General features: G+C 66.0%; 26 protein-coding genes and 1 tRNA gene. 12 read left to right on the top strand and 15 right to left on the bottom strand.

Annotated features, from left to right (window positions below; translation table 11 throughout):
- Complete coding sequence (locus tag G6N38_RS13305) at positions 1-699, bottom strand: S1 family peptidase (protein ID WP_163751989.1); 699 nt, start codon at positions 697-699, stop codon at positions 1-3.
- 169 nt (positions 700-868) lie between these two features.
- Between G6N38_RS13305 and G6N38_RS13300 the strand changes: the two genes are divergently transcribed.
- Both G6N38_RS13300 and G6N38_RS13295 read left to right on the top strand, forming a co-directional pair.
- Positions 869-1,381: a phage holin family protein gene (locus G6N38_RS13300; RefSeq protein ID WP_163748026.1), complete on the top strand. Its 513-nt coding sequence runs from the start codon at positions 869-871 to the stop codon at positions 1,379-1,381.
- Positions 1,381-2,355 (top strand): alpha/beta fold hydrolase, encoded by a 975-nt coding sequence (locus G6N38_RS13295; protein ID WP_163748024.1) that lies wholly within the window; start codon positions 1,381-1,383, stop codon positions 2,353-2,355. The genes G6N38_RS13300 and G6N38_RS13295 overlap by 1 nt, the downstream gene beginning before the upstream one ends.
- On the opposite strand, the gene marP is transcribed toward G6N38_RS13295, so the two are convergent.
- From marP to nth, 4 genes are read right to left on the bottom strand one after another with little or no spacing between them, the layout of a single operon-like run.
- Entirely contained in the window at positions 2,348-3,535 is a 1,188-nt protein-coding gene (marP, locus tag G6N38_RS13290; RefSeq protein WP_163748022.1) for an acid resistance serine protease MarP, read from the bottom strand. The two genes, G6N38_RS13295 and marP, sit on opposite strands and share 8 nt — an antisense overlap.
- Positions 3,532-4,311 (bottom strand): NUDIX hydrolase, encoded by a 780-nt coding sequence (locus tag G6N38_RS13285; RefSeq protein WP_163751988.1) that lies wholly within the window; start codon positions 4,309-4,311, stop codon positions 3,532-3,534. Before G6N38_RS13285 ends, marP begins: the two co-directional genes overlap by 4 nt.
- 23 nt (positions 4,312-4,334) lie before the next feature.
- Positions 4,335-4,976 carry a TlpA family protein disulfide reductase gene (locus G6N38_RS13280; protein WP_163748020.1) on the bottom strand — a complete coding sequence of 214 codons (642 nt, stop codon included), beginning with the start codon at positions 4,974-4,976 and terminating at the stop codon, positions 4,335-4,337.
- A gap of 19 nt (positions 4,977-4,995) precedes the next feature.
- Complete coding sequence (nth, locus tag G6N38_RS13275; protein ID WP_246228016.1) at positions 4,996-5,703, bottom strand: endonuclease III; 708 nt, start codon at positions 5,701-5,703, stop codon at positions 4,996-4,998.
- A gap of 196 nt (positions 5,704-5,899) precedes the next feature.
- On the opposite strand from nth, the gene G6N38_RS13270 reads away from it, so the two are divergent.
- The gene (locus G6N38_RS13270) at positions 5,900-6,199 is read left to right on the top strand and encodes a hypothetical protein (protein WP_163748016.1); all 300 of its coding nucleotides are present in this window, start codon (positions 5,900-5,902) and stop codon (positions 6,197-6,199) included.
- 100 nt (positions 6,200-6,299) lie between these two features.
- A complete protein-coding gene (gene crp, locus G6N38_RS13265; RefSeq protein WP_005138643.1) occupies positions 6,300-6,974 on the top strand; it encodes a cAMP-activated global transcriptional regulator CRP in 675 nt (224 codons plus the stop codon).
- On the opposite strand, the gene G6N38_RS13260 is transcribed toward crp, so the two are convergent.
- The 3 genes from G6N38_RS13260 to G6N38_RS13250 all read right to left on the bottom strand — a co-directional run bounded on the left by G6N38_RS13260 (position 6,971) and on the right by G6N38_RS13250 (position 8,468).
- Entirely contained in the window at positions 6,971-7,759 is a 789-nt protein-coding gene (locus tag G6N38_RS13260; protein WP_163748014.1) for an MBL fold metallo-hydrolase, read from the bottom strand. The two genes, crp and G6N38_RS13260, sit on opposite strands and share 4 nt — an antisense overlap.
- 23 nt (positions 7,760-7,782) lie before the next feature.
- A complete protein-coding gene (locus G6N38_RS13255) occupies positions 7,783-8,205 on the bottom strand; it encodes a RidA family protein (protein WP_246228014.1) in 423 nt (140 codons plus the stop codon).
- Positions 8,206-8,306: 101 nt separating this feature from the next.
- Positions 8,307-8,468: a Sp36 family protein gene (locus G6N38_RS13250; protein WP_005138621.1), complete on the bottom strand. Its 162-nt coding sequence runs from the start codon at positions 8,466-8,468 to the stop codon at positions 8,307-8,309.
- Between the two features lie 62 nt (positions 8,469-8,530).
- Here G6N38_RS13250 and G6N38_RS13245 point away from each other — a divergent pair, with 62 nt between their 5' ends.
- Positions 8,531-9,553: an ATPase BagA gene (locus G6N38_RS13245; protein WP_179968560.1), complete on the top strand. Its 1,023-nt coding sequence runs from the start codon at positions 8,531-8,533 to the stop codon at positions 9,551-9,553.
- Positions 9,554-9,624: 71 nt separating this feature from the next.
- On the top strand, positions 9,625-10,761 hold the full coding sequence (locus tag G6N38_RS13240; protein ID WP_163748008.1) for an ATPase BagB: 1,137 nt from the start codon (positions 9,625-9,627) through the stop codon (positions 10,759-10,761).
- A 60-nt stretch (positions 10,762-10,821) separates the two neighbouring features.
- On the opposite strand, the gene G6N38_RS13235 is transcribed toward G6N38_RS13240, so the two are convergent.
- A complete protein-coding gene (locus tag G6N38_RS13235) occupies positions 10,822-11,175 on the bottom strand; it encodes a WhiB family transcriptional regulator (protein ID WP_163748006.1) in 354 nt (117 codons plus the stop codon).
- A 291-nt stretch (positions 11,176-11,466) separates the two neighbouring features.
- Between G6N38_RS13235 and ponA2 the strand changes: the two genes are divergently transcribed.
- From ponA2 to G6N38_RS13215, 4 genes are all read left to right on the top strand, one after another.
- Positions 11,467-13,899, top strand: a complete 2,433-nt coding sequence (gene ponA2 / locus G6N38_RS13230) for a transglycosylase/D,D-transpeptidase PonA2 (protein ID WP_163748005.1) — start codon at positions 11,467-11,469, stop codon at positions 13,897-13,899.
- A 55-nt stretch (positions 13,900-13,954) separates the two neighbouring features.
- Complete coding sequence (locus tag G6N38_RS13225) at positions 13,955-14,911, top strand: metallophosphoesterase (RefSeq protein WP_163748003.1); 957 nt, start codon at positions 13,955-13,957, stop codon at positions 14,909-14,911.
- Between the two features lie 25 nt (positions 14,912-14,936).
- Positions 14,937-16,058 (top strand): L-cysteine desulfhydrase Cds1, encoded by a 1,122-nt coding sequence (cds1, locus tag G6N38_RS13220; RefSeq protein WP_407662972.1) that lies wholly within the window; start codon positions 14,937-14,939, stop codon positions 16,056-16,058.
- Between the two features lie 242 nt (positions 16,059-16,300).
- Positions 16,301-16,374, top strand: a tRNA-Pro gene (locus G6N38_RS13215).
- A 66-nt stretch (positions 16,375-16,440) separates the two neighbouring features.
- Here G6N38_RS13215 and G6N38_RS13210 read toward each other — a convergent pair.
- The 4 genes from G6N38_RS13210 to G6N38_RS13195 all read right to left on the bottom strand — a co-directional run bounded on the left by G6N38_RS13210 (position 16,441) and on the right by G6N38_RS13195 (position 20,739).
- Positions 16,441-17,583 (bottom strand): alpha/beta hydrolase, encoded by a 1,143-nt coding sequence (locus G6N38_RS13210; RefSeq protein WP_246228012.1) that lies wholly within the window; start codon positions 17,581-17,583, stop codon positions 16,441-16,443.
- Between the two features lie 354 nt (positions 17,584-17,937).
- Positions 17,938-18,150 (bottom strand): three-helix bundle dimerization domain-containing protein, encoded by a 213-nt coding sequence (locus G6N38_RS13205; RefSeq protein ID WP_163747999.1) that lies wholly within the window; start codon positions 18,148-18,150, stop codon positions 17,938-17,940.
- Positions 18,151-18,255: 105 nt separating this feature from the next.
- Positions 18,256-18,879, bottom strand: a complete 624-nt coding sequence (locus tag G6N38_RS30370) for a hypothetical protein (RefSeq protein WP_179968519.1) — start codon at positions 18,877-18,879, stop codon at positions 18,256-18,258.
- Between the two features lie 189 nt (positions 18,880-19,068).
- Positions 19,069-20,739, bottom strand: coding sequence for an FAD-binding dehydrogenase (locus G6N38_RS13195; RefSeq protein WP_163747997.1), 1,671 nt, complete (start codon positions 20,737-20,739; stop codon positions 19,069-19,071).
- Between the two features lie 92 nt (positions 20,740-20,831).
- Here G6N38_RS13195 and G6N38_RS13190 point away from each other — a divergent pair, with 92 nt between their 5' ends.
- Positions 20,832-21,197, top strand: a complete 366-nt coding sequence (locus G6N38_RS13190; RefSeq protein WP_163747995.1) for a hypothetical protein — start codon at positions 20,832-20,834, stop codon at positions 21,195-21,197.
- Between the two features lie 49 nt (positions 21,198-21,246).
- Positions 21,247-22,266 carry an iron-containing redox enzyme family protein gene (locus G6N38_RS13185; protein ID WP_163747993.1) on the top strand — a complete coding sequence of 340 codons (1,020 nt, stop codon included), beginning with the start codon at positions 21,247-21,249 and terminating at the stop codon, positions 22,264-22,266.
- Here G6N38_RS13185 and G6N38_RS13180 read toward each other — a convergent pair.
- Positions 22,246-22,470: a CDGSH iron-sulfur domain-containing protein gene (locus G6N38_RS13180; protein ID WP_163747991.1), complete on the bottom strand. Its 225-nt coding sequence runs from the start codon at positions 22,468-22,470 to the stop codon at positions 22,246-22,248. The genes G6N38_RS13185 and G6N38_RS13180 overlap by 21 nt on opposite strands.
- Positions 22,467-23,162, bottom strand: a complete 696-nt coding sequence (locus tag G6N38_RS13175) for a HemK2/MTQ2 family protein methyltransferase (protein WP_345229305.1) — start codon at positions 23,160-23,162, stop codon at positions 22,467-22,469. Before G6N38_RS13175 ends, G6N38_RS13180 begins: the two co-directional genes overlap by 4 nt.
- Positions 23,163-23,182 lie beyond the last annotated feature (20 nt).

Genomic DNA, 23,182 nt, shown 5'->3' with positions numbered 1-23,182 from the left:
CTAGGACGCGAGCGCGTCCTGGGTCGGAACGAACCCGGTGCCGGGGCGATTCTTGGCGGCGACATCGCCCAGGATGGCGTTGATCGACATCGTCACCGCAGGCGTGTGCAGCGGAATGAACTTGACGACGCAGGTCGGCAGGTCTTCGCTGAACGCGCCGTGAATCATGCCGACCAGCTTGTTGTTGACCGTCACCGGTGCGCCGGAATCACCCGGCTGGCCGCACACCTGGTTGACGATCGTGCCCGGATTCTGTCCCGGCCCCCAGGTGACGCCGCACGAGTAGCCGGTGGTGCGGCCCAGCTTGCACGCAATCTCCCCGAAGGTCGGATCGGGACCGATGCCGTCGATCACGAAGCCCTTGTAGTTCGAGACCGGCTGCACCTTGGCGGGATCGAATCGGATCACCGCATAGTCGAGGTTGTCGTTACCGGCGACCATCGTGCCGATCACGCCGTCGTCCGGCCGGTCCTCGGACCCGACCTGGGCACCCGGGCCACCGCAGTGCGCGGAGGTGAACCCGATGAGCGCGCCCGTGTTGTCGGTGCCGATGGAAGTCAACGTGCAGTAGGTGTCACCGTTGACGACGATGCCCGCCCCGCCGCCCATCGGCACCTTGCCGTCGGCTGCCGCAGCCGGCGCCAGGGCGACGAGCGCACTGAAGGCGCTGAAGGCCGCGACAACAGCCCCCGCCTTCAGCCGAACACGCTGCGCGGTCGTCACTGGCAACCTCCATTACTGTCCGCCCCGACACGGCGAGTCTAGCGTGGTCACACCCGTAACTTGCGTAACAGCTCAGTGGGTATCCGGCTGCGAGCCCGGCATGGCAACATGAACCGCGACGACAGCGAACAGTTGGAGGACAGCCGTGAGCAATGGCGATCGCACGAACGGGGTACCCACCACCGTCACCTCGATCCCGCTGGTGGACCCGAACGCGGTACCCGCCAATCCCTCCATCGGCGACCTGGTGAAGGACGCCACCGCCCAGGTCTCCACCCTGGTGCGCGCCGAGGTCGAGCTGGCCAAGGCGGAGATCACCCGCGACGTGAAGAAGGGCCTGACCGGCAGCGTCTTCTTCATCCTCGCGCTGGTCGTGCTGTTCTACTCGACGTTCTTCCTGTTCTTCTTCCTCGCCGAGCTGCTCGACACCTGGCTGTGGCGCTGGGTGGCGTTCCTGATCGTCTTCCTCTTGATGGTGGTCACCACCGCGGTGTTCGCCCTGTTGGGTTATCTCAAGGTGCGCCGGATCCGCGGCCCACGGCAGACCATCGAATCGGTGGGTGAGCTCCGGGACGCGCTGGCACCCGGCCACGACAAGGCGGCCGACAAGATCATCACTGCCGGCAGCACACCACCTAAAGACCCATCGGGCTGGTGATGACCCAACCGGATCCGTCGGTCACCCGCATCGCGGGTCCGTGGCGTCATTTCGACGTTCACGCCAACGGAATTCGGTTCCACTGCGTCGAAACGACCAACGGCGACAACCCGTACAACGGCTCCGAGCCGGCGGCGGGCGCGTCCCGACCGCTGGTGATTCTGCTGCATGGCTTCGGTTCGTTCTGGTGGTCCTGGCGCCACCAGCTGCGCGGCTTGTCCGGCGTCCGGGTGGTGGCCGTCGATCTGCGCGGCTACGGCGGCAGCGACAAGCCACCCCGCGGCTACGACGGCTGGACGCTGGCCGGGGACACCGCCGGACTGATTCGCGCGCTCGGCCACGGCTCGGCCACCCTGGTGGGCCACGCTGACGGCGGGCTGGTCTGCTGGGCAACCTCGGTATTGCACTCGCGGATGGTGCGAGGCATCGCGCTGGTGAGCTCACCGCATCCGGCCGCGCTGCGCGCATCAGCGCTGACCCGGCGCGACCAAGGCCGGGCACTGCTACCCACGTTGTTGCGTTACCAGCTGCCCGTGTTTCCCGAACGGGCACTCACCCGACATAACGCGGAAGCGCTCGAGCACCTGGTGCGCAGCCGTGCGTCGGGAAAATGGCTTGCCTCCGAAGATTTTTCGGAAACCATCTCGCACATGCGACAGGCAATTCAAATTCCTTCGGCGGCGCATTCCGCGCTCGAATATCAGCGTTGGGCGGTACGCAGCCAATTACGCAGCGAGGGTTGGCGATTCATGAAGTCGATGGACCGCCAGCTCGATGTTCCACTTCTGCACCTGCGCGGGGACGCCGACCCGTACGTGCTCGCCGACCCGGTGGGCCGGACCCAGCATTACGCGCCGCGCGGTCGGTTTGTCTCCGTCGCCGGCGTCGGCCACTTCGCTCACGAGGAAGCGCCCGACGAGGTCAACGAACACCTGCGACGGTTCCTGCACCAGGTGTACGGCCCGATCAGGTGACGCAGGCGCCGGTGGGCACCTTCGCGGTATTGCCGATCTTGGCCAGCTGACGCGACACCTCGTTGGCGGTCATCACGAACCCAGTGTCGTTGTCGTCCACCGCCGCACCGAAGACCACGCCGAGCACCTGACCGGCCCTATTGATCATCGGCCCACCCGAATTACCTTGGCGCACAGTACCTCTGATGGTGTACACCTCACGGTTGACCGTGGTGGTGCGATAGATGTCCGGCCCATTGAGCTCGATGGTCTCCCGCACCCGCGCGGGGGTCGCCGCGAACTCACCGCCGCCGGGGTAGCCCAGCACCACCGCGTCGGTGCCGGACTTGGCCGGCTGGTCGGCGAACACCAGCGGGCGCTGCGGCAGGTTCGGAACATCCAGGATTGAGATGTCTTCGTTGGGGTCATACGAGACGACGGTCGCGTCGTACGTCTGCCCTTCGGCTTCCACGGTGACGCTGTCGGAGCCGGCAACCACGTGCGCATTGGACATCACCCGGTTAGGGGCGATCACAAAACCGGTGCCCTCCAAGACCTTTTGGCACCCGGGCGCCACACCGCGGATCTTCACCACGCTGGGCTTGGCGCTAGCGACGACCAGGCTGTCGGCCAGCGACGCGTCCGGAGCGTCGACGGCCTGGATGGGAGTGCGTCCGAAGGGCTGCAGGACATCCGGCAGCCCGGAGGTGCGCAGCAGCGCGGACATCCGCTTGGGCACCGTCTTGAGCCATTCGGGCGCGAACTTGTCCACCTCGGCAAGCACTTTCGAGCCGCGGGTGGCCGCGGCCAGGTTGGGTTGATCCGATGTTGTCAGCGGGCTGGCCAGCAGCCACGCCGCGACCATCACCACCACCATTTGCAGCGCAATGCCGATCACCGAGTCGACGGTGCGCACCGCTTTGTTGCGGATCGCGCCGCGCACCGCGCGGCCCAGCACCACACCGGCCACCTCACCGACCACCACCAGAGCCAGGATCAAGAACAGCGCGGCAAACAACTTGCCGCGCGGCGAACTGATGTGGCTGACGATGTGTGGGGCGAGCATCACCCCGGCGATGGCACCGAGGACCACGCCCACGAACGACATCAATGAGCCCAACGCGCCGGACCGCCAGCCCGAGACGGCTGCGACGAACGCCACAGCCAGCACGGCGATGTCCAGCCATTGTGAACTCGTCACAGGGGCTCCTCACTGCTACCCACGAGGGCCATCGCCTCGTCCAATTCTCGGACGTCTTCGGTGTTCCACGGTTGTGACCAGCCGGCCACGTCGAGCATCGCAGAGATTACGTGACCGGTGAATCCCCACACCAACATCTGGTTGAGCAGAAATGCCGGCCCGGCGAAGCCGGGACCCGTCCCCGTCCGGTACACCATCAGCCGGTTCTCAGGATTCACGAAGGCACGCACAGGAACCCGCGCGACGATCGCGGTCTCGGCCTGGTCGACGACAGCCACCGGCCCAGGATCCGGCGAATAGGCCAGCACTGGCACGACGTGAAAACCCGAGGGCGGGATGAACATTCGCTCCAACAAGGCCAGCGGATGCAGGCGACCCGGGTCAATCCCGGTCTCTTCCCGGGCTTCTCGCAAAGCAGTGGCGACCGGCCCGGAATCTTGCGCGTCCGCCGCCCCACCGGGGAACGCGGCCTGGCCGGCATGGTGACGCAAGGTGCCGGCCCGAACGGTCAGCAGCAGGTCGGCGTCGCGGGGCAACTGTCCATTCGCGCTCTCGGCATTCGGTCCGGAGAACAACACCAGGACTGCTGCGTCGCGCCCACCGGAGCCGGCGACCCGAGCCTTGGTGACCGCGGCCAAGAAATCAGGTGGCACCTTTCGGCGGTACGCCTGCGGCACCCGGTCCACATTGTCGACCAAGGGCGCCAGCCAAGGCGGCCGGAATTCCGGGGTGAGCGCGACCGATCCTGCCGAGCGGAAGGAACCCCCAGAGGTCACCGGTGCGTCTCTCTCATCTGTTGTCACTGCAATGCATTCTTCACCGCGGCGGCGATCTCGTCGGAGCTGGTGAACGCTTGCGGCAGGATTTTGGCCACGCTACCGTCCGCCCGCAGTACGACCGTCGCGGGCATCACGTTGGGTACGCCCAACGCCGCCGCGATCCGGCGCTGACCGTCCTGCAGCGTAGGCAGCCGCACGCCCAGCTCGGCGAGCCGCAGCAATGCCGCGGTCTCGTTCTCGTCCTGATGCACCGTCACCACCGCGACGTCCGGACCTACTCGGCGCTGGTAGTCCGCCATCGCAGGCAATTCCTCGGCACACGGCCCGCACCAGTAGGCCCACAGGTTCAGCACCACCGGGCGCCCGGCCAGGGCCCGGGCCACGTCCACACTCGCGCCGTCGGCGGCGCACTCGACGATGATGCCGCGCAGTTCCTTAGGGCCGGGATTGTCGGCCGCCGCCGGGCACGGTGGCAGGTCGGCCCGCTGCCGCGGCCCGACGAGCGCCTCGGGCGTGTCGGCCTCGCGGTGGGTGCGGGCCGTCTGGACGCCCGGCGAACCCCCGGTCCCCGACGGGGGGTCATCGAGTGAAACGACCAGCGCCGCGATCAGCGCCGCCACTACGGCGAGCACCAGCAGCGTCCAACGGGTCGATGTCGTCATCTGTGCAGAGCTCGAAAGGTCAGAGCCCGGCCAACGCAAGCAGATGCTCGGTCTCGGGTCCCTTCACCAGCGGTGCGGCGATCAACGGATCGGTGGGCCCCAGGCCGAACGATGGGCAGTCCTTAGCCAGCACGCACACGCCACACGCAGGCTTACGGGCGTGGCAGACGCGGCGGCCGTGAAAGATCACTCGATGACTCAACAACGTCCACTCGCTGCGCTCGATCAGATCGCCGACGATGTGTTCGACTTTGACCGGGTCTTCTTCAGCGGTCCACCGCCAGCGACGCACGAGCCGGCCGAAGTGGGTGTCGACGGTGATGCCGGGGACGTCGAAGGCATTACCCAGGATCACGTTGGCGGTCTTGCGGCCCACCCCGGGCAGGGTGACCAGTTCCTCGATGGTGCGCGGCACTTCACCGTCGTACCGCTCCTCGAGCTCCTGGCCCAGCCGGATCAGCGAGTTGGCTTTATTGCGGTAGAAGCCGGTGGGACGGATCAGTTCCTCGAGTTCGGTCCGATCGGCTTGCGCGTAATCCCGAGCGGTGCGGTACCGCTTGAACAGCGCCGGGGTGGTGAGGTTGACCCGCTTGTCAGTGGACTGCGCCGACAAGATGGTGGCGACCGCCAACTCCAGCGGGTTGGTGAAGTCGAGCTCGCAGTAGACATGCGGAAAGGCGGTGGCCAGCGTCCGATTCATCCGACGGGCGCGGCGGACCAAGCCCAGGTGAGTTTCCGAATCCCACTTCTTTGACGCTGCCGTCGGTGGCGGTGTCTTGACCGCGGCGCGTGCGGTTTTGCGCCTGGTCGGCGGGCTGTCGGTGGTCACGTTGCCAGGGTACTGACTCCGGTCCGTCAAGCCGCGGGCTGACCGGTGACAATTCGTGATCGCGCTGAGACCTTGCCCGTGTTTACTTTCCCCCGTGACCTGGTTGCTCGCGGTGTGTGTCCCCGGGCTGTTGATGCTTTCAACCTTCGGATTGCAGCGCCTCGAAGAGGCCTTGCACACCGACCGCACCGCCGCCGACGAGGTCACCGAGTATCTGGAGCGGGCAGCCAAAGCAGCACCCACGCAGGCCCTGCCCGGTGCCGAAACCCAGCATCAACGGGTCGAGGTGCATTCCCGCCTGACCGACAACGAGCCCGGTTTGCCGACTCGGCCATTTGCCCATGCACGGCCGAATACGCAGTTTCACCGGACTCAGTACGCCAATCGTGTGTAGCGTTGGCACGTCGCAAGACCGGCTACCACTAGACTGATATTGCCCGGCAATACAGCTGGCCTGCGTATTTCACATCATCGAAGAGTTTAAGAGGGGCGACGTGGACGAGATCCTGGCGAGGGCCGGAATCTTCCAGGGGGTTGAACCCAGCGCGGTCTCCGCGCTGACCAAACAGCTGCAGCCGGTGGACTTCCCGCGTGGACACACCGTTTTCGCCGAAGGCGAGCCTGGCGATCGGCTGTACATCATCATCTCCGGCAAGGTGAAGATCGGCCGCCGTTCCCCAGACGGGCGGGAAAATCTGCTGACAATCATGGGCCCGTCGGACATGTTCGGCGAGCTGTCGATCTTCGACCCGGGCCCGCGGACCTCCAGCGCCACCACGATCACCGAGGTGCGCGCCGTGTCGATGGACCGCGACGCGCTGCGGGCGTGGATCGCTGATCGCCCCGAGATTGCCGAGCAGTTGCTCCGGGTGCTGGCACGCCGGCTCCGTCGCACCAACAACAACCTCGCCGACCTGATCTTCACCGATGTGCCGGGTCGTGTCGCCAAGCAGCTGCTACAGCTCGCTCAGCGCTTCGGCACTCAGGAGGGCGGCGCCCTGCGCGTCACGCACGACCTCACCCAAGAGGAGATCGCCCAGCTGGTGGGGGCGTCCCGTGAGACGGTCAACAAGGCGCTGGCTGATTTCGCCCACCGCGGGTGGATCCGCCTGGAGGGTAAGAGCGTGCTGATCAGCGATTCCGAGCGACTCGCTAGGCGCGCGCGCTAACTCCGCAGGTAGTCCAACTGGGCGCGCACCGACTTCTCGGCGGCGTCCCACAGTTCCTGGTCAACGTCGGTATAGACGTGCTCAACGACCTGGCGCGCGGTCGCGTCGTCGCCAAGCACCCGCAGAGCCTGCCGCACCTGGTCGAGCCGTTCCTCACGGTGCGCCAGGTACATGGCGGTGACGGCCTCCAGATCGTCGAGATCTGGCCCGTGCCCGGGCAACACCGTGCGGCGTCCCAGGCCGTGCAGCCGGCGTAGTGAATCCAGGTACTCGCTCAGGCTGCCGTCCTCGTCGTCGATAACGGTGGTGCCGCGACCGAGCACCGTGTCGGCGGTCAGCACCGCGCCTTCCCCGTCGCTGACACCATCGACCAGGAACGACAGCGAATCCGCGGTGTGCCCGGGAGTGGCCATCACGGTGATCCGCAGCCCCGCAGCGTCGATGACCTCGCCGTCGGTCAGCGGGCCGCCAAGGCCGCGCAGAAATCCGCTACCCACCGAGCGCACCACGGCGCCGGTAAATGCCACGATCTTGTCGATACCGCCGGTGTGGTCCTCATGCTTGTGGCTGATCAGTACCAGCGGGATCTTGCCGAGTTCGGCCAGCCGGCCGATGTGTTCGTCGTCGTCGGGACCGGGGTCGACGATCACCATCTCGTCGCTGCCCGGCCCGCGCAGCACCCAGGTGTTGGTGCCGTCCAGCGTCATGATGTTCGGGTTGTTGCACAGCAATACAGAGGCCGTGCTGGTGACCGGCCGCAGCACCCCGTACGCCGGATGGGTCACGGGATTTTCCGCCTGACCGGCGCTCACCCCACCTCGACGATGAGCTCTACCTCCACCGGCGCGTTCAGTGGCAGCTCCGACACCCCGACGGCCGACCGGGCGTGCGCGCCGGCCTCACCGAAGACCTCGCCGAGGAACTCCGAGGCTCCGTTGATGACGCCAGGCTGACCGCTGAAGCCCGGTGCCGACGCGACGAACCCGACGACCTTGACCACTTTGGTCACGTTGTCTAGGCCCACCAGGGCGTCGATGGCGGCCAGCGCGTTCAGGGCGCACAGACGGGCGGCGTCCCTGGCTTGCTCCGGGGTCACGTCGGCGTCGACCTTGCCGGTGTGAATCAGGCTGCCCGACTCGATCGGCAACTGTCCGGCGGTATAGACGAGGTTGCCGGTGCGCACGGCGGGAACGTAGGCGGCCAGCGGCTTGACGACCGTCGGCAATGTCAGGCCGAGTTCGGCGAGACGCGCGGAAGCACCCCCCGAGTCGCTCCGCTCCTGCCCGCCGGAAGCACTCCCCGCGTCGCTCCGCTCCTGCCCGCCGGCCTTGCTCACTTGGGCCGCTTCAGGTAGGCGACGTGTTGCTCCCCGGTGGGACCGGGCAGGACCGCGACGAGTTCCCAACCGTCGGCACCCCACTGGTCGAGGATTTGCTTGGTCGCGTGGGTCAGCAGCGGGACCGTGGCGTATTCCCATGTCGTCGGTTGGCTCATGGCCGAAGCTTATCGCTCGACACCAAAGCCACGGGGGGCTGCGTGGGCTTGGCTAGCATGCACTGATGGCGACCACACCGAGCGATGGCAGCTCCCTAGCCTGGCCTTCCCGGCTGACAAAGGCCCGCTTGCACTTTGTGACCGGCAAGGGCGGCACCGGTAAGACCACGGTCGCGGCCGCACTTGCGCTCACGCTGGCCGCCGGCGGGCGCCGGGTCCTGCTCGTGGAAGTAGAAGGGCGCCAAGGCATTGCGCAGTTGTTCGACGTGCCGCCGTTGCCCTACGAGGAGCTGAAGATCGCCACCGCCGAGGGCGGCGGCCACGTGAATGCACTGGCCGTCGACATCGAGGCCGCATTCATGGAATACCTCGACATGTTCTACAACCTGGGCCTGGCCGGCCGCGCGATGCGCCGCATCGGCGCGATCGAGTTCGCGACCACGATCGCCCCCGGCCTGCGTGACGTCCTGCTCACCGGCAAGATCAAGGAGTCGGTGGTGCGTCAGGACGGCAACAAGAAGCCGGCCTACGACGCGATCGTCGTCGACTCCCCCCCGACCGGGCGCATCGCCAGGTTCCTCGACGTCACCAAGGCCGTCTCAGATCTGGCCAAGGGCGGACCGGTGCACTCCCAGGCCGACGGCGTGGTCAAGCTGTTGCATTCCGATCAGACCGCGATCCATCTGGTCACCCTGCTCGAGGCACTGCCCATCCAGGAGACGATCGAGGCCATCGACGAGCTCAAGGAGTTGGGCCTGCCGATCGGCAGCGTGATCGTCAACCGCAACATCCCGCCGTTTCTGCCTGCCGCCGACCTCGCCAAGGCCGCCGAGGGAGACATCGACGCCGACGCGGTGCGCGCCGGCCTCGACAAGGTGGGAATCACGCTGTCGGATGACGACTTCGCCGGCCTGCTGACCGAGTCGATCGAGCACGCCAGCCGCATCAAGGCCCGCACCGAGAGCGCCGAGCAGCTCGACCGGTTGAAGGTGCCCCGACTGGAGCTGCCGACGATTCCCGACGGCGTTGATCTGGGCAGTTTGTACGAGTTGGCGGAAACGCTTGCACAGCAAGGAGTCCGATGAACCGTCCGATGAGCGAAGCGAAGAGGACAGATCGGGCGGAAGCGAAGAGGCCAATGAGGGGAAGTCGGTAAATGAGCGGCACACCGCCAGCACTCGACATGAAGTCGATCCTGGAAGACAGGTCCAACCGGGTCGTAGTGTGCTGCGGCGCAGGCGGAGTCGGCAAGACCACCACCGCTGCGGCGATGGCGGTGCGGGCCGCCGAGTACGGCCGCGCCGTCGTGGTACTGACCATCGACCCCGCCAAACGGCTGGCACAAGCGTTGGGAATCAAAGAACTCGGCAACACCCCGCAGCGGGTGTCGCTTGCGCCCGAGATAACCGGCGAACTGCACGCAATGATGCTCGACATGCGCCGCACATTCGACGAGATGGTCATCGAGTACTCGGGAACCGAACGCGCACAAGCGATTCTGGACAACCAGTTCTATCAGACGGTCGCCACGTCGCTGGCAGGCACGCAGGAATATATGGCGATGGAGAAACTCGGCCAGCTGCTCGCCCAGGACCGATGGGACCTCGTGGTGGTGGACACCCCGCCGTCGCGCAACGCACTGGACTTCCTCGATGCCCCCAAACGGTTGGGCAGTTTCATGGACGGCCGGCTCTGGCGGCTACTGCTGGCCCCGGGGCGGGGTTTCGGACGCCTGGTGACCGGCGTGGTCGGCCTGGCGATGAAGGCGATGTCGACCATTCTCGGTTCGCAGATGCTGTCCGACGCGTCTGCGTTCGTGCAGTCACTGGATTCGACGTTCGGCGGTTTCCGGGAGAAGGCCGACCGCACCTACGAGCTCCTCAAGCGCCGTGGTACCCAGTTCGTGGTGGTCTCGGCAGCCGAGCCCGACGCACTTCGGGAGGCGTCGTTTTTCGTCGATCGACTCTCTGCGGAGGGCATGCCGTTGGCGGGGCTGATCCTCAACCGGACCCACCCGACACTGTGCGCGCTGACCGTGGAGCGGGCAGTCGATGGCGTCGCAGAATTGGAAGCCGCCGCCTCAGACAACGACGGCGACCAGCTTGCGGCTGCGGTGCTGCGGATTCACGCCGACCGGGCGCAGACCGCCAAGCGCGAAATACGGTTGCTGTCGAGATTCACCGGAGCCAACCCGCACGTGGCGGTAGTCGGCGTCCCATCGCTGCCATTTGACGTGTCCGATCTGGACGCCTTACAGGCGATTGCCGATCAGATCACTGGCGAGACCGCGTAACGACCGCGGCCGGGGCGCCGTCGGGGCCCACTTGGCGCCGCCAGCGCCACGGCTCGAAAGTTAGCTGACGCTTCGGTGCTTGCGCTGCGCGGCGAAGAATTCCGCCCAAGACACCACCTCTGGGTGCTGCTTGAGCAACGCACGGCGCTGACGCTCGGTCATGCCGCCCCACACACCAAATTCCACACGGTTATCCAGCGCGTCCGCGCCACATTCGGCCATCACTGGACAGTGACGGCAGATCACTGCGGCTTTACGCTGCGCCGCACCACGGACAAACAGCTCGTCAGGGTCGGTTGACCGGCACAAAGCCCGCGACACCCATGCGATCCGAGCTTCCGCCTCCAGTCCTTGGACGGAACCGTTCAACAGCGCTGCGCTTGGCTTGCGGGCAGCAGTCCGAATACCTGACACCGACGATCCCCTTCGTCCGGCCGCTACTGCGGCTGACAATCTTCTGGTGTAGGCCGCGTATGCGATCTACGCCACATCGCGACTCGGAGTGTTACCTGAATCGCACTGTCTGTTTAAGTTAGGTGGTCAGGTATCTTTTGCGCAACAGTTAGATCTCAGGTTTTTTGGGACGACCGTCCAGACCGATCATGAACTGGCATTTTCTTACCCCCCCGTAAATACCCTTCGATATGATCTGCCCCGCAGGGGACGCTCCGCAAGACCCCTGGAGCCCTAGTTACTCTGTTACTCATGTCGGAACGCCCTCCGGCCGGCGCGACAATCATCAAGCTGGCCTGGTGCTGCCTATTGGCCAGCGTGATACTCGCGGCGCTCCTGTTTCCGGTGGTCGGCGGCGTGGGGCTGATGTCCAACCGCGCGTCCGACGTCGTCGCTAACGGCTCTGCCCAACTAGTCGAGGGTGAAGTGCCCGCGGTGACGACGATGGTGGACGCCAAGGGCAACCCCATCGCATGGCTGTATTCGCAGCGTCGCTTCGAGGTTCCCAGCGACAAAATCGCCGACACGATGAAGCTGGCAATCGTTTCGATTGAGGACAAGCGGTTTGCCGAACACAACGGTGTCGACTGGAAGGGCACGCTGACCGGGTTGGCCGGCTACGCCTCAGGCGACCTCGACACCCGCGGCGGATCGACCATCGAACAGCAGTATGTGAAGAACTACCAACTGCTGGTGATCGCGCAGACCGACGCCGAGAAGCGCGCGGCGGTGGAAACCACCCCCGCACGCAAGCTGCGCGAGATCCGGATGGCGCTGACACTCGACAAGACGTTCACCAAGCCGGAGATCCTGACCCGCTATCTGAACCTGGTCAGCTTCGGAAATGGTGCCTTCGGCATCCAGGACGCCGCTCAGACCTACTTCGGTATCGACGCCTCGCAGCTGAATTGGCAGCAGTCCGCACTGCTCGCCGGGATGGTGCAATCGACCAGCACCCTGAACCCCTACACCAACCCCGACGGCGCGCTGGCCCGCCGCAATCTCGTGTTGGACACGTTGATCGACAACGAGCCCAAGTACGCCGACGAGCTGCGCGCGGCCAAGCAGCAGCCGCTGGGCATCCTGCCGCAGCCCAACGAGCTGCCACGTGGCTGCATCGCCGCCGGCGACCGGGCCTTCTTCTGTGACTACGTGCAGGAGTATCTGGCCCGGGCGGGTATTAGCAAGGACCAGCTCTCCCGGGGCGGGTATCTGATCAAGACCACGCTGGACCCTGACGTCCAGAACTCGGTGAAGTCGGCCGTCGACTCGCTCGCCGCCCCCGACATCCAGGGCATCGCGAGCGTGATGAGCGTCGTGCTACCGGGCAAGACCGCCCATCCGGTGGTCGCGATGGTCAGCAACCGGACGTACGGTCTGAATTCGGCGGTCGGGGAAACCATGCAGCCGCAACCGTTTTCGCTTGCCGGTGACGGCGCCGGGTCGATCTTCAAGATCTTCACCACGGCCGCTGCCTTGGATATGGGGATGGGGATCAGCGCCAACCTGGATGCCCCGGTGCGTTTCGAGGCCAAGGGCCTGGGCAGCGGCGGAGCCAAGGGCTGCCCGAAGGACACCTGGTGTGTGCAGAACGCGGGCAACTACCGCGGTTCGATGAGCGTCACCGACGCGCTGGCCACCTCCCCCAACACCGCCTTCGCCAAGCTCATCTCGCAGGTGGGCGTGCAGCGCACGGTCGATATGGCAGTCAAGCTGGGTCTGCGCTCCTATGCCGAACCGGGTACCGCGCGCCCGTACGACCCGGAGAGCAATGAGAGCCTCGCCGACTTCATCAAGCGCCAGAACCTCGGTTCGTTCACGCTGGGCCCGATCCAGGTGAACGCGCTCGAGCTGTCCAATGTGGCGGCCACCCTGGCTTCCGGCGGCACGTGGTGCCCGCCGAGCCCGATCGACAAGCTCTACGACCGCAACGGCAACGAGGTGTCGGTTACCACCGAGACCTGCGACCAGGTGGTGCCAGAGGGGCTGGCCAACACCCTGTCCAACGCGCTGAGCAAGGACGACGTCAGCGGTACCGCGGCCGGATCGGCCAGTTCGACGGGCTGGAACCTACCGATGTCGGGCAAGACCGGCACCACCGAGGCGCACCGGTCTTCGGGCTTCGTCGGCTACACCAACCACTACGCGGCAGCCGCCTATATCTATGACGACTCGCCCACCCCGTCGGACCTGTGCTCGTGGCCGTTGCGGCAATGCGGTGACGGCAATCTGTACGGCGGCAACGAACCCGCCAAGACGTGGTTTACCGCGATGAAGCCGATCGCCCAGAGCTTCGGCGACATCGCGCTACCGCCCACCGATCCGCGCTACGTGGACGGCGCGCCGGGCTCGCGGGTGCCCAGCGTGTCGGGCCTGCCCCAGGGCTCCGCGCGCGACCGGCTCAAGGACGCCGGATTCCAGGTCGCCGATCAGGCCACCCCGGTCAACAGCGTGGCGCCCGCCGGCGAGGTGGTCGGCACGTCGCCGAGCGGGCAGACCGTCCCCGGGTCGATCGTCACGATTCAGGTCAGCAACGGGATCCCACCGGCACCACCACCACCGCCGCCGGGAGCGCTGCCGATACCCGGTCTGGACGGCGCCCCGTTCGGCCAGACCGTTGTCGAGATCCCCGGATTGCCACCGATTACGGTCCCGCTGCTGGCCCCGCCTCCGCCGCCCCCGTAACTTCACCGGCCGCTCGGCCCAATGAACCGCAGCGACGGGCAGTATTCTGGCCGGTATGGCTGTGCCGTCCGCAGTGAAGTCGTCCGCTCTCGCCGCCGCCGGCTCCGCCGTGCTCGCGCTCGGTTACTCCACCGTGATCGAGCGCAACGCGTTCGTGGTCCGTGAAGTGACCATGCCGGTGCTCTCCCCGGGTTCCACTCCCCTGCGAGTGCTGCACCTCAGCGATATCCACATGCGCCCGACCCAGCGGCACAAGCAGGCCTGGCTGCGCGAGTTGGCCCGCTGGGAACCCGACCTGGTGGTCAATACCGGCGACAACCTGTCCCACCCCAAGGCCGTGCCTGCGGTGGTGCAGGCGGTCGGTGATCTGTTGTCGGTGCCCGGCGTCTTCGTGTTCGGCAGCAACGACTACTTCGCCCCGAAGCTGAAGAACCCCGCCAAGTACCTGTACGACGGCGACAGCCGCATCCACGGCAAGCCGCTGCCATGGCAGGACCTACGGGCGGCCTTCACCGAACGCGGCTGGCTGGACCTGACCCACAATCGGCGCGACTTCGAGGTCGCGGGGCTGACGATCGCGGCCGCGGGCGTCGACGACCCTCATCTGGGTCGGGACCGCTACGACACCATCGCCGGTCCGCCCAACCCGACGGCCAACCTGTCCCTGGGCGTCGCGCATGCGCCCTACACCCGGGTACTGGACCGCTTCGCCGCCGACGGCTATCAATTGATCATGGCGGGTCACACCCACGGTGGACAGCTGTGCCTGCCGTTCTACGGCGCCATCGTCACGAACTGCGACCTGGACCGCTCCCGCGCCAAGGGGGCGTCGCGCTGGGGCGCGAACACCGGGCTGCATGTGTCGGCGGGCATCGGCACGTCTCCGTTCGCGCCGTTCCGGTTCTGCTGCCGCCCAGAGGCAACCCTGCTGACGCTGGTGGGTGCGCCGACTGGCGGGCACGATCAGACGCGAAATGTGGTGCGCTCCAGCCCAACCGCCTCGGTTCGGTGAGCCCCGCCTGCTGTAGCACCCGGCGATGATGACCGTCGCCGCTCATACCCGTCCCCGCGACTGGGTGGACAACGCCATTCGGCTGATCGAGGCCGACTCCCGGCGCAGTGCCGACACTCACCTACTGCGCTACCCGTTGCCGATGTCGTGGTGCGCCGGCGCCGATATCGCGCTGTACCTGAAAGACGAATCGACGCACATCACCGGCAGCCTCAAGCACCGGCTGGCACGCTCACTGTTTCTGTACGGGCTGTGCAACGGCTGGATCGGCGAACACACCACCGTCGTCGAAGCCTCCTCCGGGTCGACGGCGGTATCGGAGGCGTATTTCGCCGCCCTACTGGGCCTGCCGTTCGTCGCGGTGATGACGGCATCGACCAGCGCCTCGAAGGTCAAGTTGATCGAAGCGCAGGGTGGGCGGTGCCACTTCGTTGAGCGGCCCGGTGACGTCTACACCGAGGCGCAGCGGATCGCCGACGAGACCGGCGGGCATTACCTGGATCAGTTCACGAATGCCGAGCGAGCGACCGACTGGCGCGGCAACAACAACATCGCCGAATCGATCTACCAGCAGATGGGCAATGAACGTCATCCGGTGCCCACCTGGATCGTTGTGGGCGCGGGCACCGGCGGCACCAGCGCCACCATCGGGCGCTACATCCGGTATCGGCGCCACGACACCAAGCTGTGTGTGGTCGACCCGGAGAACTCCGCGTTCTTTCCGTCCTACGCGCAGGGCCGGCCCGACATCGTCACCGCGAGGCCGTCGCGGATCGAGGGGATCGGTCGACCGCGAGTAGAGCCGTCATTTCTGCCTGACATCGTCGACCGAATGGTCAGCGTTCCCGATGCCGCGTCGGTCGCGGCGGCCCATCATGTATCGCGGGTATTGGGACGCCGGGTAGGCCCATCGACGGGGACCAATGTGTGGGGTGCGTTCGGCTTGCTGACCGAAATGGTTGCTGCCGGGGTGGGCGGCTCGGTGGTCACGTTGATCGCCGATAGCGGCGACCGATACGCCGACACCTACTACGACGCCGACTGGCTAGCGGCTCACGACCTCGACCCGAGCGTGTATGCCGGCGCGCTGGCCGAATTCGAACGCTCCTGCGGGTGGGTCTGGTCCGGCTCGTCGACAGCGTCGTAATCGCCGGTCACGACCAGCCACAGCGCAGCTAGCAGGAAAAATCCCCCGTATACAACGGCCCCCAAAGCGGTCATCATCCGCTCCACCTTTCGCTGCTCGGCGCATCTGTTCGCACCGACAGTGTGCATAACGCCACCGACAGCCCCGATCCATCCCGCGACACGACGCGAGTTGGTCGCTCGGGCCAAACTGGCCGTTTGGCTTCTCACGGGTCAATTGCGATACGCTGTCGTGGCTTCACGCGGGGTGTGGCGCAGCTTGGTAGCGCGCTTCGTTCGGGACGAAGAGGTCGTGGGTTCAAATCCCGCCACCCCGACTCGTGTTTCGCAGTAGGGCCTTGATCGAGTAATTCGGTCGAGGCCTTTTTACTTGTGTCCGCGCGTCACAGTCCGAGGGCTTGATAAATGCCGGACCGCTCCCGGTAGGCGTCGGGCAGCGGCGCAAAGATCGTCCAGTCGTGGAACTGACCTTCCCGGAGCACGAACGTGAAGTCAGCACTCGACGCGATGGCCTTGTCACGCAGGCGCAGCGCCTGCTGGGTCAGCAAATCCCTCGAACTCGTGTACACGGTGGTCGGCGGCAGACCCGCCAGCGAGCCGTAAATCGGGCTGACGAGGGGATCGCTCGGATCGAGGTCGCCCGCCCAGCTCAGCACGTTGTTGCCGTGCGAATCGGCGGGATTGCCAAGCAGCGGGTCATCCACCGGGTTGTCGAACGTGTCCGCCAAGTCGAGGGCCGGCGCCAGCAGGAGTAGACGATGAGGCTGGATGCCGCGGCGCTTGACGATCTCCTGGGCGGCGGCCAGCGCAATGGTGCCGCCGGCCGAGTCGCCGACCACGCTCACGTTGTCCGAGCCGTGCGCGGCGACTTGCGCGCTGATGAAATCGGCCATGACGGGAATGTCGGTTGCCGCATTCCCCAGCGGTGCAAGGGTATAGAGCGGGACAACGACGGTCGCGCCCGTGCCACGGGCCATGTCGGTGTAGGTCCACCAGTGGAAGATGCTGATCTGCCCGATGAACGAGCCGCCGTGAATGGCCACAACGTATTGACCGCTCGGATCGCGCGGCGTCAGCGTCCACACGGCCATGCCCTCGTATTCGGTCTTCTGTGCCTTGATTCCGGACAGCAGGAAGAAGTCAGGCACACCGTCGGTGAAGAACGGGATTTGCGCGCTGGTACCACTGAGACTGAACGGCAGATTCAAGGTCTTTGTCACGAAATTGATGAGACGCAACCCGGCCACCACCGCACGTTGCACCAGCGTCGGCGGCGGGCCGGTGTACAGGCTTTCGTCGATGGGCGGCGTGTCGGCCGCGACCACCGCTACCGGCTTCGCAGTCACTCGGGCCGACGTCGCACGATTGACCAAAAACGTTGTGTCAGAGGGTTTTGCAACTGAAGTTGCAGAAGAAACGCCCGCCTCATCGTCGCGACGGGTGACGCCCAGCACCGTAAGTGCCGTCACGACGTCATTCGGCGCCTTGGGGAGCTGGTTCGCGGTCGCGGGTTTCGAAATCGACATCACCGCTTGCCCATTGGTCGACGTGCGTGCCTTGTACCGTGCGCTCGATGCGGCCGACGCCGCACCGGCCGACGAGGATGACGCCGCACCGGCCGACGACGACCCGGTATCCGCTGATGCGACACCTTGCGCGGCAAAAAGAATCCCCGCCCCCACACCAAGGACGGCGGCAAGCCGTCCGATTCGCCCCACGAACGCTGCTGCAGCCACGGCGCGAACGTAACACCGGCCACGTGCCCATAACGGCGAATACGAGTGCGCCAACGACCTCAGCGCCATTACTCAGCCGTTTATCAGCGTCAGCGCCTCCAATGGCATCGATCGGTTCATCCGAAGAATGGTTGCGCCCCAGGACTATTCGTAGGACACGTTGAGTTCGGTCAGCGCCGTATGCGCTCGCCGCTCGACCAAGAGCGGAACGTACTCACGGATTCGCGCGCCGTTGAAACGGGCGCGCAATTCATCGACCACCTCCGCGATGGTCGATGACGACAGCCTCGGGTAACTCAGTGCGAGCCGTTCAACGACTTCCCCGAGTTGCGTCGTTTCGTCCAACGCCCTAGTCATCGCACTCAATTTCGCACTGCGTTCACCGAGCGTCAACCCTGGCGAGTCTAAGAAATAGTTCACCCCCGGGCCAGGAGGCCCGGGGGTGAACTAATCGACTCCGCGTCAGAAGGGCGGCGGCGGCAAGGCCGGCGGCGGCGGCAAAGCCGGTGGCGGCGGCAGCGGCGGTGAGCCCGGCAGGAACGGAATCCACGGTGGCGGCGGCAAAGCCGGTGGCGGCGGCAGCGGTGGCGGTCCAATCGCCGGCGGCGGAGGCAGCGCAGGGGCCGCCGGCAACGCAGGGGCTGCCGGTAACGAGGCGGCTGCCGGCAACGAGGCGGCTGACAGTGCTGACGGAGTGGCTGCGGCCGAGAGTGCGGACGGAGTTGACACAGAGGTCAGGCTGCTGAACGGATTCCAACCGCTCTGAAATGCGGAGTACACCAGAGCGGAGCCCACGCTTCCGGCCACGGCGGTAGTGCCGCCGATCGCACCATTGGCAATCGGTACCCCGATCGCCAGCCCGATGTTTTGCGCCGCCTGGTCCTGGGCTGTTTGACGGGCCTCATCAACCGAACGACCGATGGTCTTGTTGTACGTGCTCGTCAAGCTGTCGAGGTACGTCTGCAGATCCGACCCTTGGTCAGCCGGCTGAGGGGCGGCTGACGCTGTGCCAGCCGCCGCAAACAGCGCCCCCAGCGACAACGATGTCGCAGCGACCACTCGAAGCGATGTGTGTCGAAGGCTCATGTCGGCCCCCTTCCTGATGAAGCCATACTATCGGGCCTCAGCCCAGATAGACATCCCTCCATATTGCCGCCGTAGTCAAATATGCCAGCAACTGCAAAGACTCAGTTCAGGTTGGGTGCGAGCGTGCCGCCTCGGCAGCTTCGATCGCCGCGGTCAGCACCGGCTCCGGCCGGCATCCCCGCCTGGCTATCACAATGCCGTCGCTGCTGCCCTACCCGCGGCGCGACCCGAGAACAGGCAGCCACCGAGGAACGTTCCCTCCAGCGCGTTGTAACCATGCACGCCGCCGCCGCCGAATCCGGCCACCTCGCCCGCCGCGTACAGGCCGTCGATCGGATTGCCGTCAAGACCGATCGCCCGCGACGACAGATCGGTCTGGATACCGCCAAGGGTCTTTCGGGTCAAGATGTGCAGCTTCACCCCGATCAGCGGCCCGGCCGCCGGGTCAAGAATGCGGTGCGGGGCGGCGGTGCGGCCGATCCGGTCGCCGATGTACCGCCGTGAGTTGCGGATCCCCTGTACCTGAGCATCTTTGGCGTAGGGGTTGGCTATCTGCAGATCGCGGGCTTCGATCTGCGCCCGGATGCGCCCGGGATCGAGCAGCGGTTCGTCGGTAAGCGCATTCATCTTCGCCACCAGTTCGTCGAGCCCGTCGGCGACCACGAAATCCGCACCGTGCCGCTTGAAGGCCTCCACCGGCGCGGGCGCGCCCTTGGTCAGCAACCGCTCTTTGAGGAACCCGGCGCGATCCTTGTTGGTGATGTCCGGATTCTGTTCGGAACCCGACAGGGCGAACTCCCGCTCGATGATCTTCTGGGTGAGGATGAACCAGCTGTGGTCGTAGCCGGCAATCTCCGGGGTGGTGCGCAGGTAACGCAGCGTTCCCAGGGTGTCGTAGCCGGGCAGGTACGGCGCAGGTAACCGTCGGCCCAACGCGTCGAACCACATCGACGACGGCCCCGGCAGGATCCGGATGGCGTGAGCCGGCCAGATCGGATCCCAATTCCGCACGCCCTCGGTGTAGTGCCACATTCGGTCCCGGTTGACGGTGCGCACCCCGGAGTCGGCGGCGATGTCGAGCATCCTGCCGTCGACGTAGGCGGGCACGCCGGTGATCATCTCCCGTGGCGCGCTGCCCATCCGCTGCGGCCAGTACCGTCGCACGACGTCGTGGTTTCCGCCGATGCCCCCGGTGGTGAGAATGACGGTCTGAGAGGAGAATTCGAACTCTCCAACAGCCTCGCGGTTGGACGGAGCGCCACGGGGGGCGTCGTCGGGAGCCAGCACCGTACCCCGGACACCGGTGACGGCGCCGTCGGCGATCACCACTTCGTCGACCCGGTGCCGGTGCCGAAATGTCACCAGCCCGCGGTCTGCGGCGGCCAATGCAGACTTGACGAACGGCTCCACCACCCCGGTCCCGGTACCCCAGGCGACGTGGAAGCGCGGCACTGAATTGCCGTGTCCGTCGGCGCGCAGGTCGCCGCGTTCGGCCCAGCCGACGGTGGGCAGAAACGTGATGCCGTGTCCGAGCAGCCAGGAGCGCTTCTCCCCCGCGGCGAACTCGACGTAGGCGCGGGCCCAGCGCACCGCCCAGCTGTCCTCGTCGTCGATCCGGTCGAACTGGGCACTGCCTGACCAGTCGTTCCACGCCAGTTCGAAGCTGTCCTTGACACCCAGGCGCCGCTGTTCGGGGCTGTCCACCAGGAACAGCCCACCGAACGACCAGAACGCCTGCCCGCCGAGGTTCGCCTCGTTCTCCTGGTCGATCAGCACGACCTTCTTGCCGCGGCTGGTCAGTTCGTGGGTGGCGACGAGACCGGCCAGGCCGGCCCCGACCACGATGACATCTGCGTCCATTGATTGAGCGCCCTTCGGTGTCGAGAAAACCCACGCTACAACGAGGTACTTCTACCTATCGCGCCGCTGGTCGAAGCACTATCGTCGCCACCATGACGGAGATCCGTTTCGACAGCTGGTACAAACCGCTGGCCACGTCGCTGGGCCTCGGTCCCGGCCGCAGCGACGTGAAGGTCGCCGACGGCCGCTTGCACGTGTCGATGGGTTGGGGCTTCTCGGCTGACATCCCGCTGACATCCATCACCGAAGCCAAGCCGGCCAAGGGTCCTTTCCTGGGCTGGGGTGTCCATGGCTTTCGTGGGCGGTGGCTGGTCAACGGTTCCTCGAAGGGCGTCGTCGAGCTGACGGTCGACCCGCCGGTGAAGGCCACGATCATCGGCGTCTCGACGACACTGCGCACCCTGCTGATCAGTGTCACAGACCCCGACGCTCTGATCGCCGCTTGCGGCCGCAACTAATGTGGCGCACGGGGTTTAGGTCCGCCCGGGTTCCGGGAACACGCCATGGGTGACACTGGCCCCTATTGCCCTCGAACCCCGCCTGCCGGAAGCTCGAGGGCCTCTCTCGCTGGCTGTCCTCGACCTCCTGACCGAGCGAGCGCCGCGAAATTATCTTCATCGCGTCGAAGCTCCGGTGCGCGAAGCCGACCCTTTCGGCATCGACCTGCAACTCGCTCTGTACGTCTGCTACGAGCTGCACTACCGCGGGTTTGACGGCGTCGATCCCGCGTGGGAGTGGAACCCCGGGTTGTTATATCTGCGGGGTCAGCTCGAGGAATCGTTCCTGTCCGCCGTGCAACGCGACGTCGCCGATATCAGCCCCGAGGACTCCGCGGCGTCCGAGATGGCGCGGCTGTCGGTCGAACCCGTTGACGGCACCGGCCCGTCGTACTACTTGCGCAGCACCGGAACGTGGGAGCAGATGCAGGAGTACTTCGTACACCGCTCGATGTATCACCTCAAGGAGGGCGACCCGCACGCATGGGCCATCCCCCGGCTGACCGGCCAGGCCAAGGCCGCGTTCGTGGCCATCGAGTTCGACGAATTCGGCGGCGGTCGAGGAGATCTCGTGCACCAGCAACTGTTCGCCGATCTGATGGTCGCGGCGGGCCTGGACGCCTCGTATCTGGGTTACATCGACGCCGTGCCCGCTGTGTCGCTGGCTTTGGTCAACTTGATGTCTCTGTTCGGCCTGCATCGCGCGCATCGCGGTGCTGCGATCGGGCATTTCGCCTCCACCGAGATCACCTCGTCGCCGGGATCGCGCCGCCTCGTCGACGCGCTGGATCGCCTGGGCGCACCGGAGATCTGCACGCGGTTCTATCGCGAACATGTCGAGGCTGACGCCGTACACGAGCAGGTGGTCCGCACTGATGTCGTCGGCGACCTGGTGAGCCGGGAACCGGCCTTGAACGACGATATCGTCTTCGGCATCCGGGCACATGAGCTGTTGGAGGATCGACTTGCCGATCACCTGATGCGGTGCTGGACCAGCGGGCGTAGCTCGCTACGCAGGCCGCTGGACTGACGGGTCGTCGCAGATGCGCTCGCGACGCCGATGGCTGGTGTCGCACAGCGGATAAGTCTTGCTGCGCCGGCACATACAGATGGCGACCATGAATCGGTCGGATTCGATGACGGCTCCGTCAGGCATTTCGATGCGCACCGGACCCTGAACCATCATCGGCCCGCCGGAAACGATCCGAATGTGCCGGGGGTCATCCCCGCTCATCGTTTCTCCGCGCGGATAACCACGATTTCCTCTTCCCGCCGGCCGACGGGAAGCATGCCGATGCTCTCCATCCACCTCGCCCGCGCCCGCAGCACCGGGCCAAACGGAATGAGTTGACTGAGAACAACTTCGGCGCGCAGGCCGCCGCTACGAAGGCGCTTCAGCGACTGCTCGGTGTCGGCGAACTCGGACTGCACGATCAGCATCGAGCCGCCCTCGGTGAGCAATTCCGGCGCGCCGTCGCACAGCGGGTTCAGCACCAGACGGCCGTCGGCACCGGCGTTCCACGCTGTCGCGGGTCCTATGTCAACGGAGATGTCCTCCAGGTGAGCATCCGGGCTCGTAGGAACGTAGGGCGGATTCGACACCACCACGTCAAAGGGCCCGGCCACCAATGCCTCGACCCAGGTGCCCACTCGCGCGTCAATGTGGACGCCGGCTTCGACGGCGTTGTTCCTGGCACAACCGACGGCCCGCGAGGAGACATCGAGGGCGGTGACACTGCAGGCACCCAACTGCGCGGCCGCGATAGCCACGGCGCCGCTTCCCGTACACAGATCCAGCACCCGACGACCCGCCAATGCACCGCTACGTGTCATCGCCTCGATCAACAACTGTGAATCATGTTGCGGTGCATAGACACCCGATACGACACTCACTGCGTCGCGGACGTCGGGAAAAAGAATGGTCAATGTTGGCCTTTCGAGCAATC

This window comes from Mycolicibacterium helvum, from assembly GCF_010731895.1.
GTDB lineage: Bacteria > Actinomycetota > Actinomycetes > Mycobacteriales > Mycobacteriaceae > Mycobacterium > Mycobacterium helvum.
The sequence above is the reverse complement of the archived record's forward strand: the minus strand, read 5'-3'. Positions and strand labels throughout refer to the sequence as shown.

Coding starts and splice junctions, on each gene's coding strand:
- G6N38_RS13225 (WP_163748003.1), top strand. CDS start 13,955: ATGGCTGTGCCGTCCGCAGTGAAGTCGTCCGCTCTCGCCGCCGCCGGC.
- G6N38_RS13190 (WP_163747995.1), top strand. CDS start 20,832: ATGACGGAGATCCGTTTCGACAGCTGGTACAAACCGCTGGCCACGTCG.
- G6N38_RS13295 (WP_163748024.1), top strand. CDS start 1,381: ATGACCCAACCGGATCCGTCGGTCACCCGCATCGCGGGTCCGTGGCGT.
- G6N38_RS13195 (WP_163747997.1), bottom strand. CDS start 20,739: ATGGACGCAGATGTCATCGTGGTCGGGGCCGGCCTGGCCGGTCTCGTC.
- ponA2 (WP_163748005.1), top strand. CDS start 11,467: ATGTCGGAACGCCCTCCGGCCGGCGCGACAATCATCAAGCTGGCCTGG.
- G6N38_RS30370 (WP_179968519.1), bottom strand. CDS start 18,879: ATGAGCCTTCGACACACATCGCTTCGAGTGGTCGCTGCGACATCGTTG.
- G6N38_RS13240 (WP_163748008.1), top strand. CDS start 9,625: ATGAGCGGCACACCGCCAGCACTCGACATGAAGTCGATCCTGGAAGAC.
- G6N38_RS13205 (WP_163747999.1), bottom strand. CDS start 18,150: ATGACTAGGGCGTTGGACGAAACGACGCAACTCGGGGAAGTCGTTGAA.
- G6N38_RS13250 (WP_005138621.1), bottom strand. CDS start 8,468: ATGAGCCAACCGACGACATGGGAATACGCCACGGTCCCGCTGCTGACC.
- G6N38_RS13180 (WP_163747991.1), bottom strand. CDS start 22,470: ATGAGCGGGGATGACCCCCGGCACATTCGGATCGTTTCCGGCGGGCCG.
- G6N38_RS13280 (WP_163748020.1), bottom strand. CDS start 4,976: ATGACGACATCGACCCGTTGGACGCTGCTGGTGCTCGCCGTAGTGGCG.
- cds1 (WP_407662972.1), top strand. CDS start 14,937: ATGATGACCGTCGCCGCTCATACCCGTCCCCGCGACTGGGTGGACAAC.
- G6N38_RS13210 (WP_246228012.1), bottom strand. CDS start 17,583: ATGTCGATTTCGAAACCCGCGACCGCGAACCAGCTCCCCAAGGCGCCG.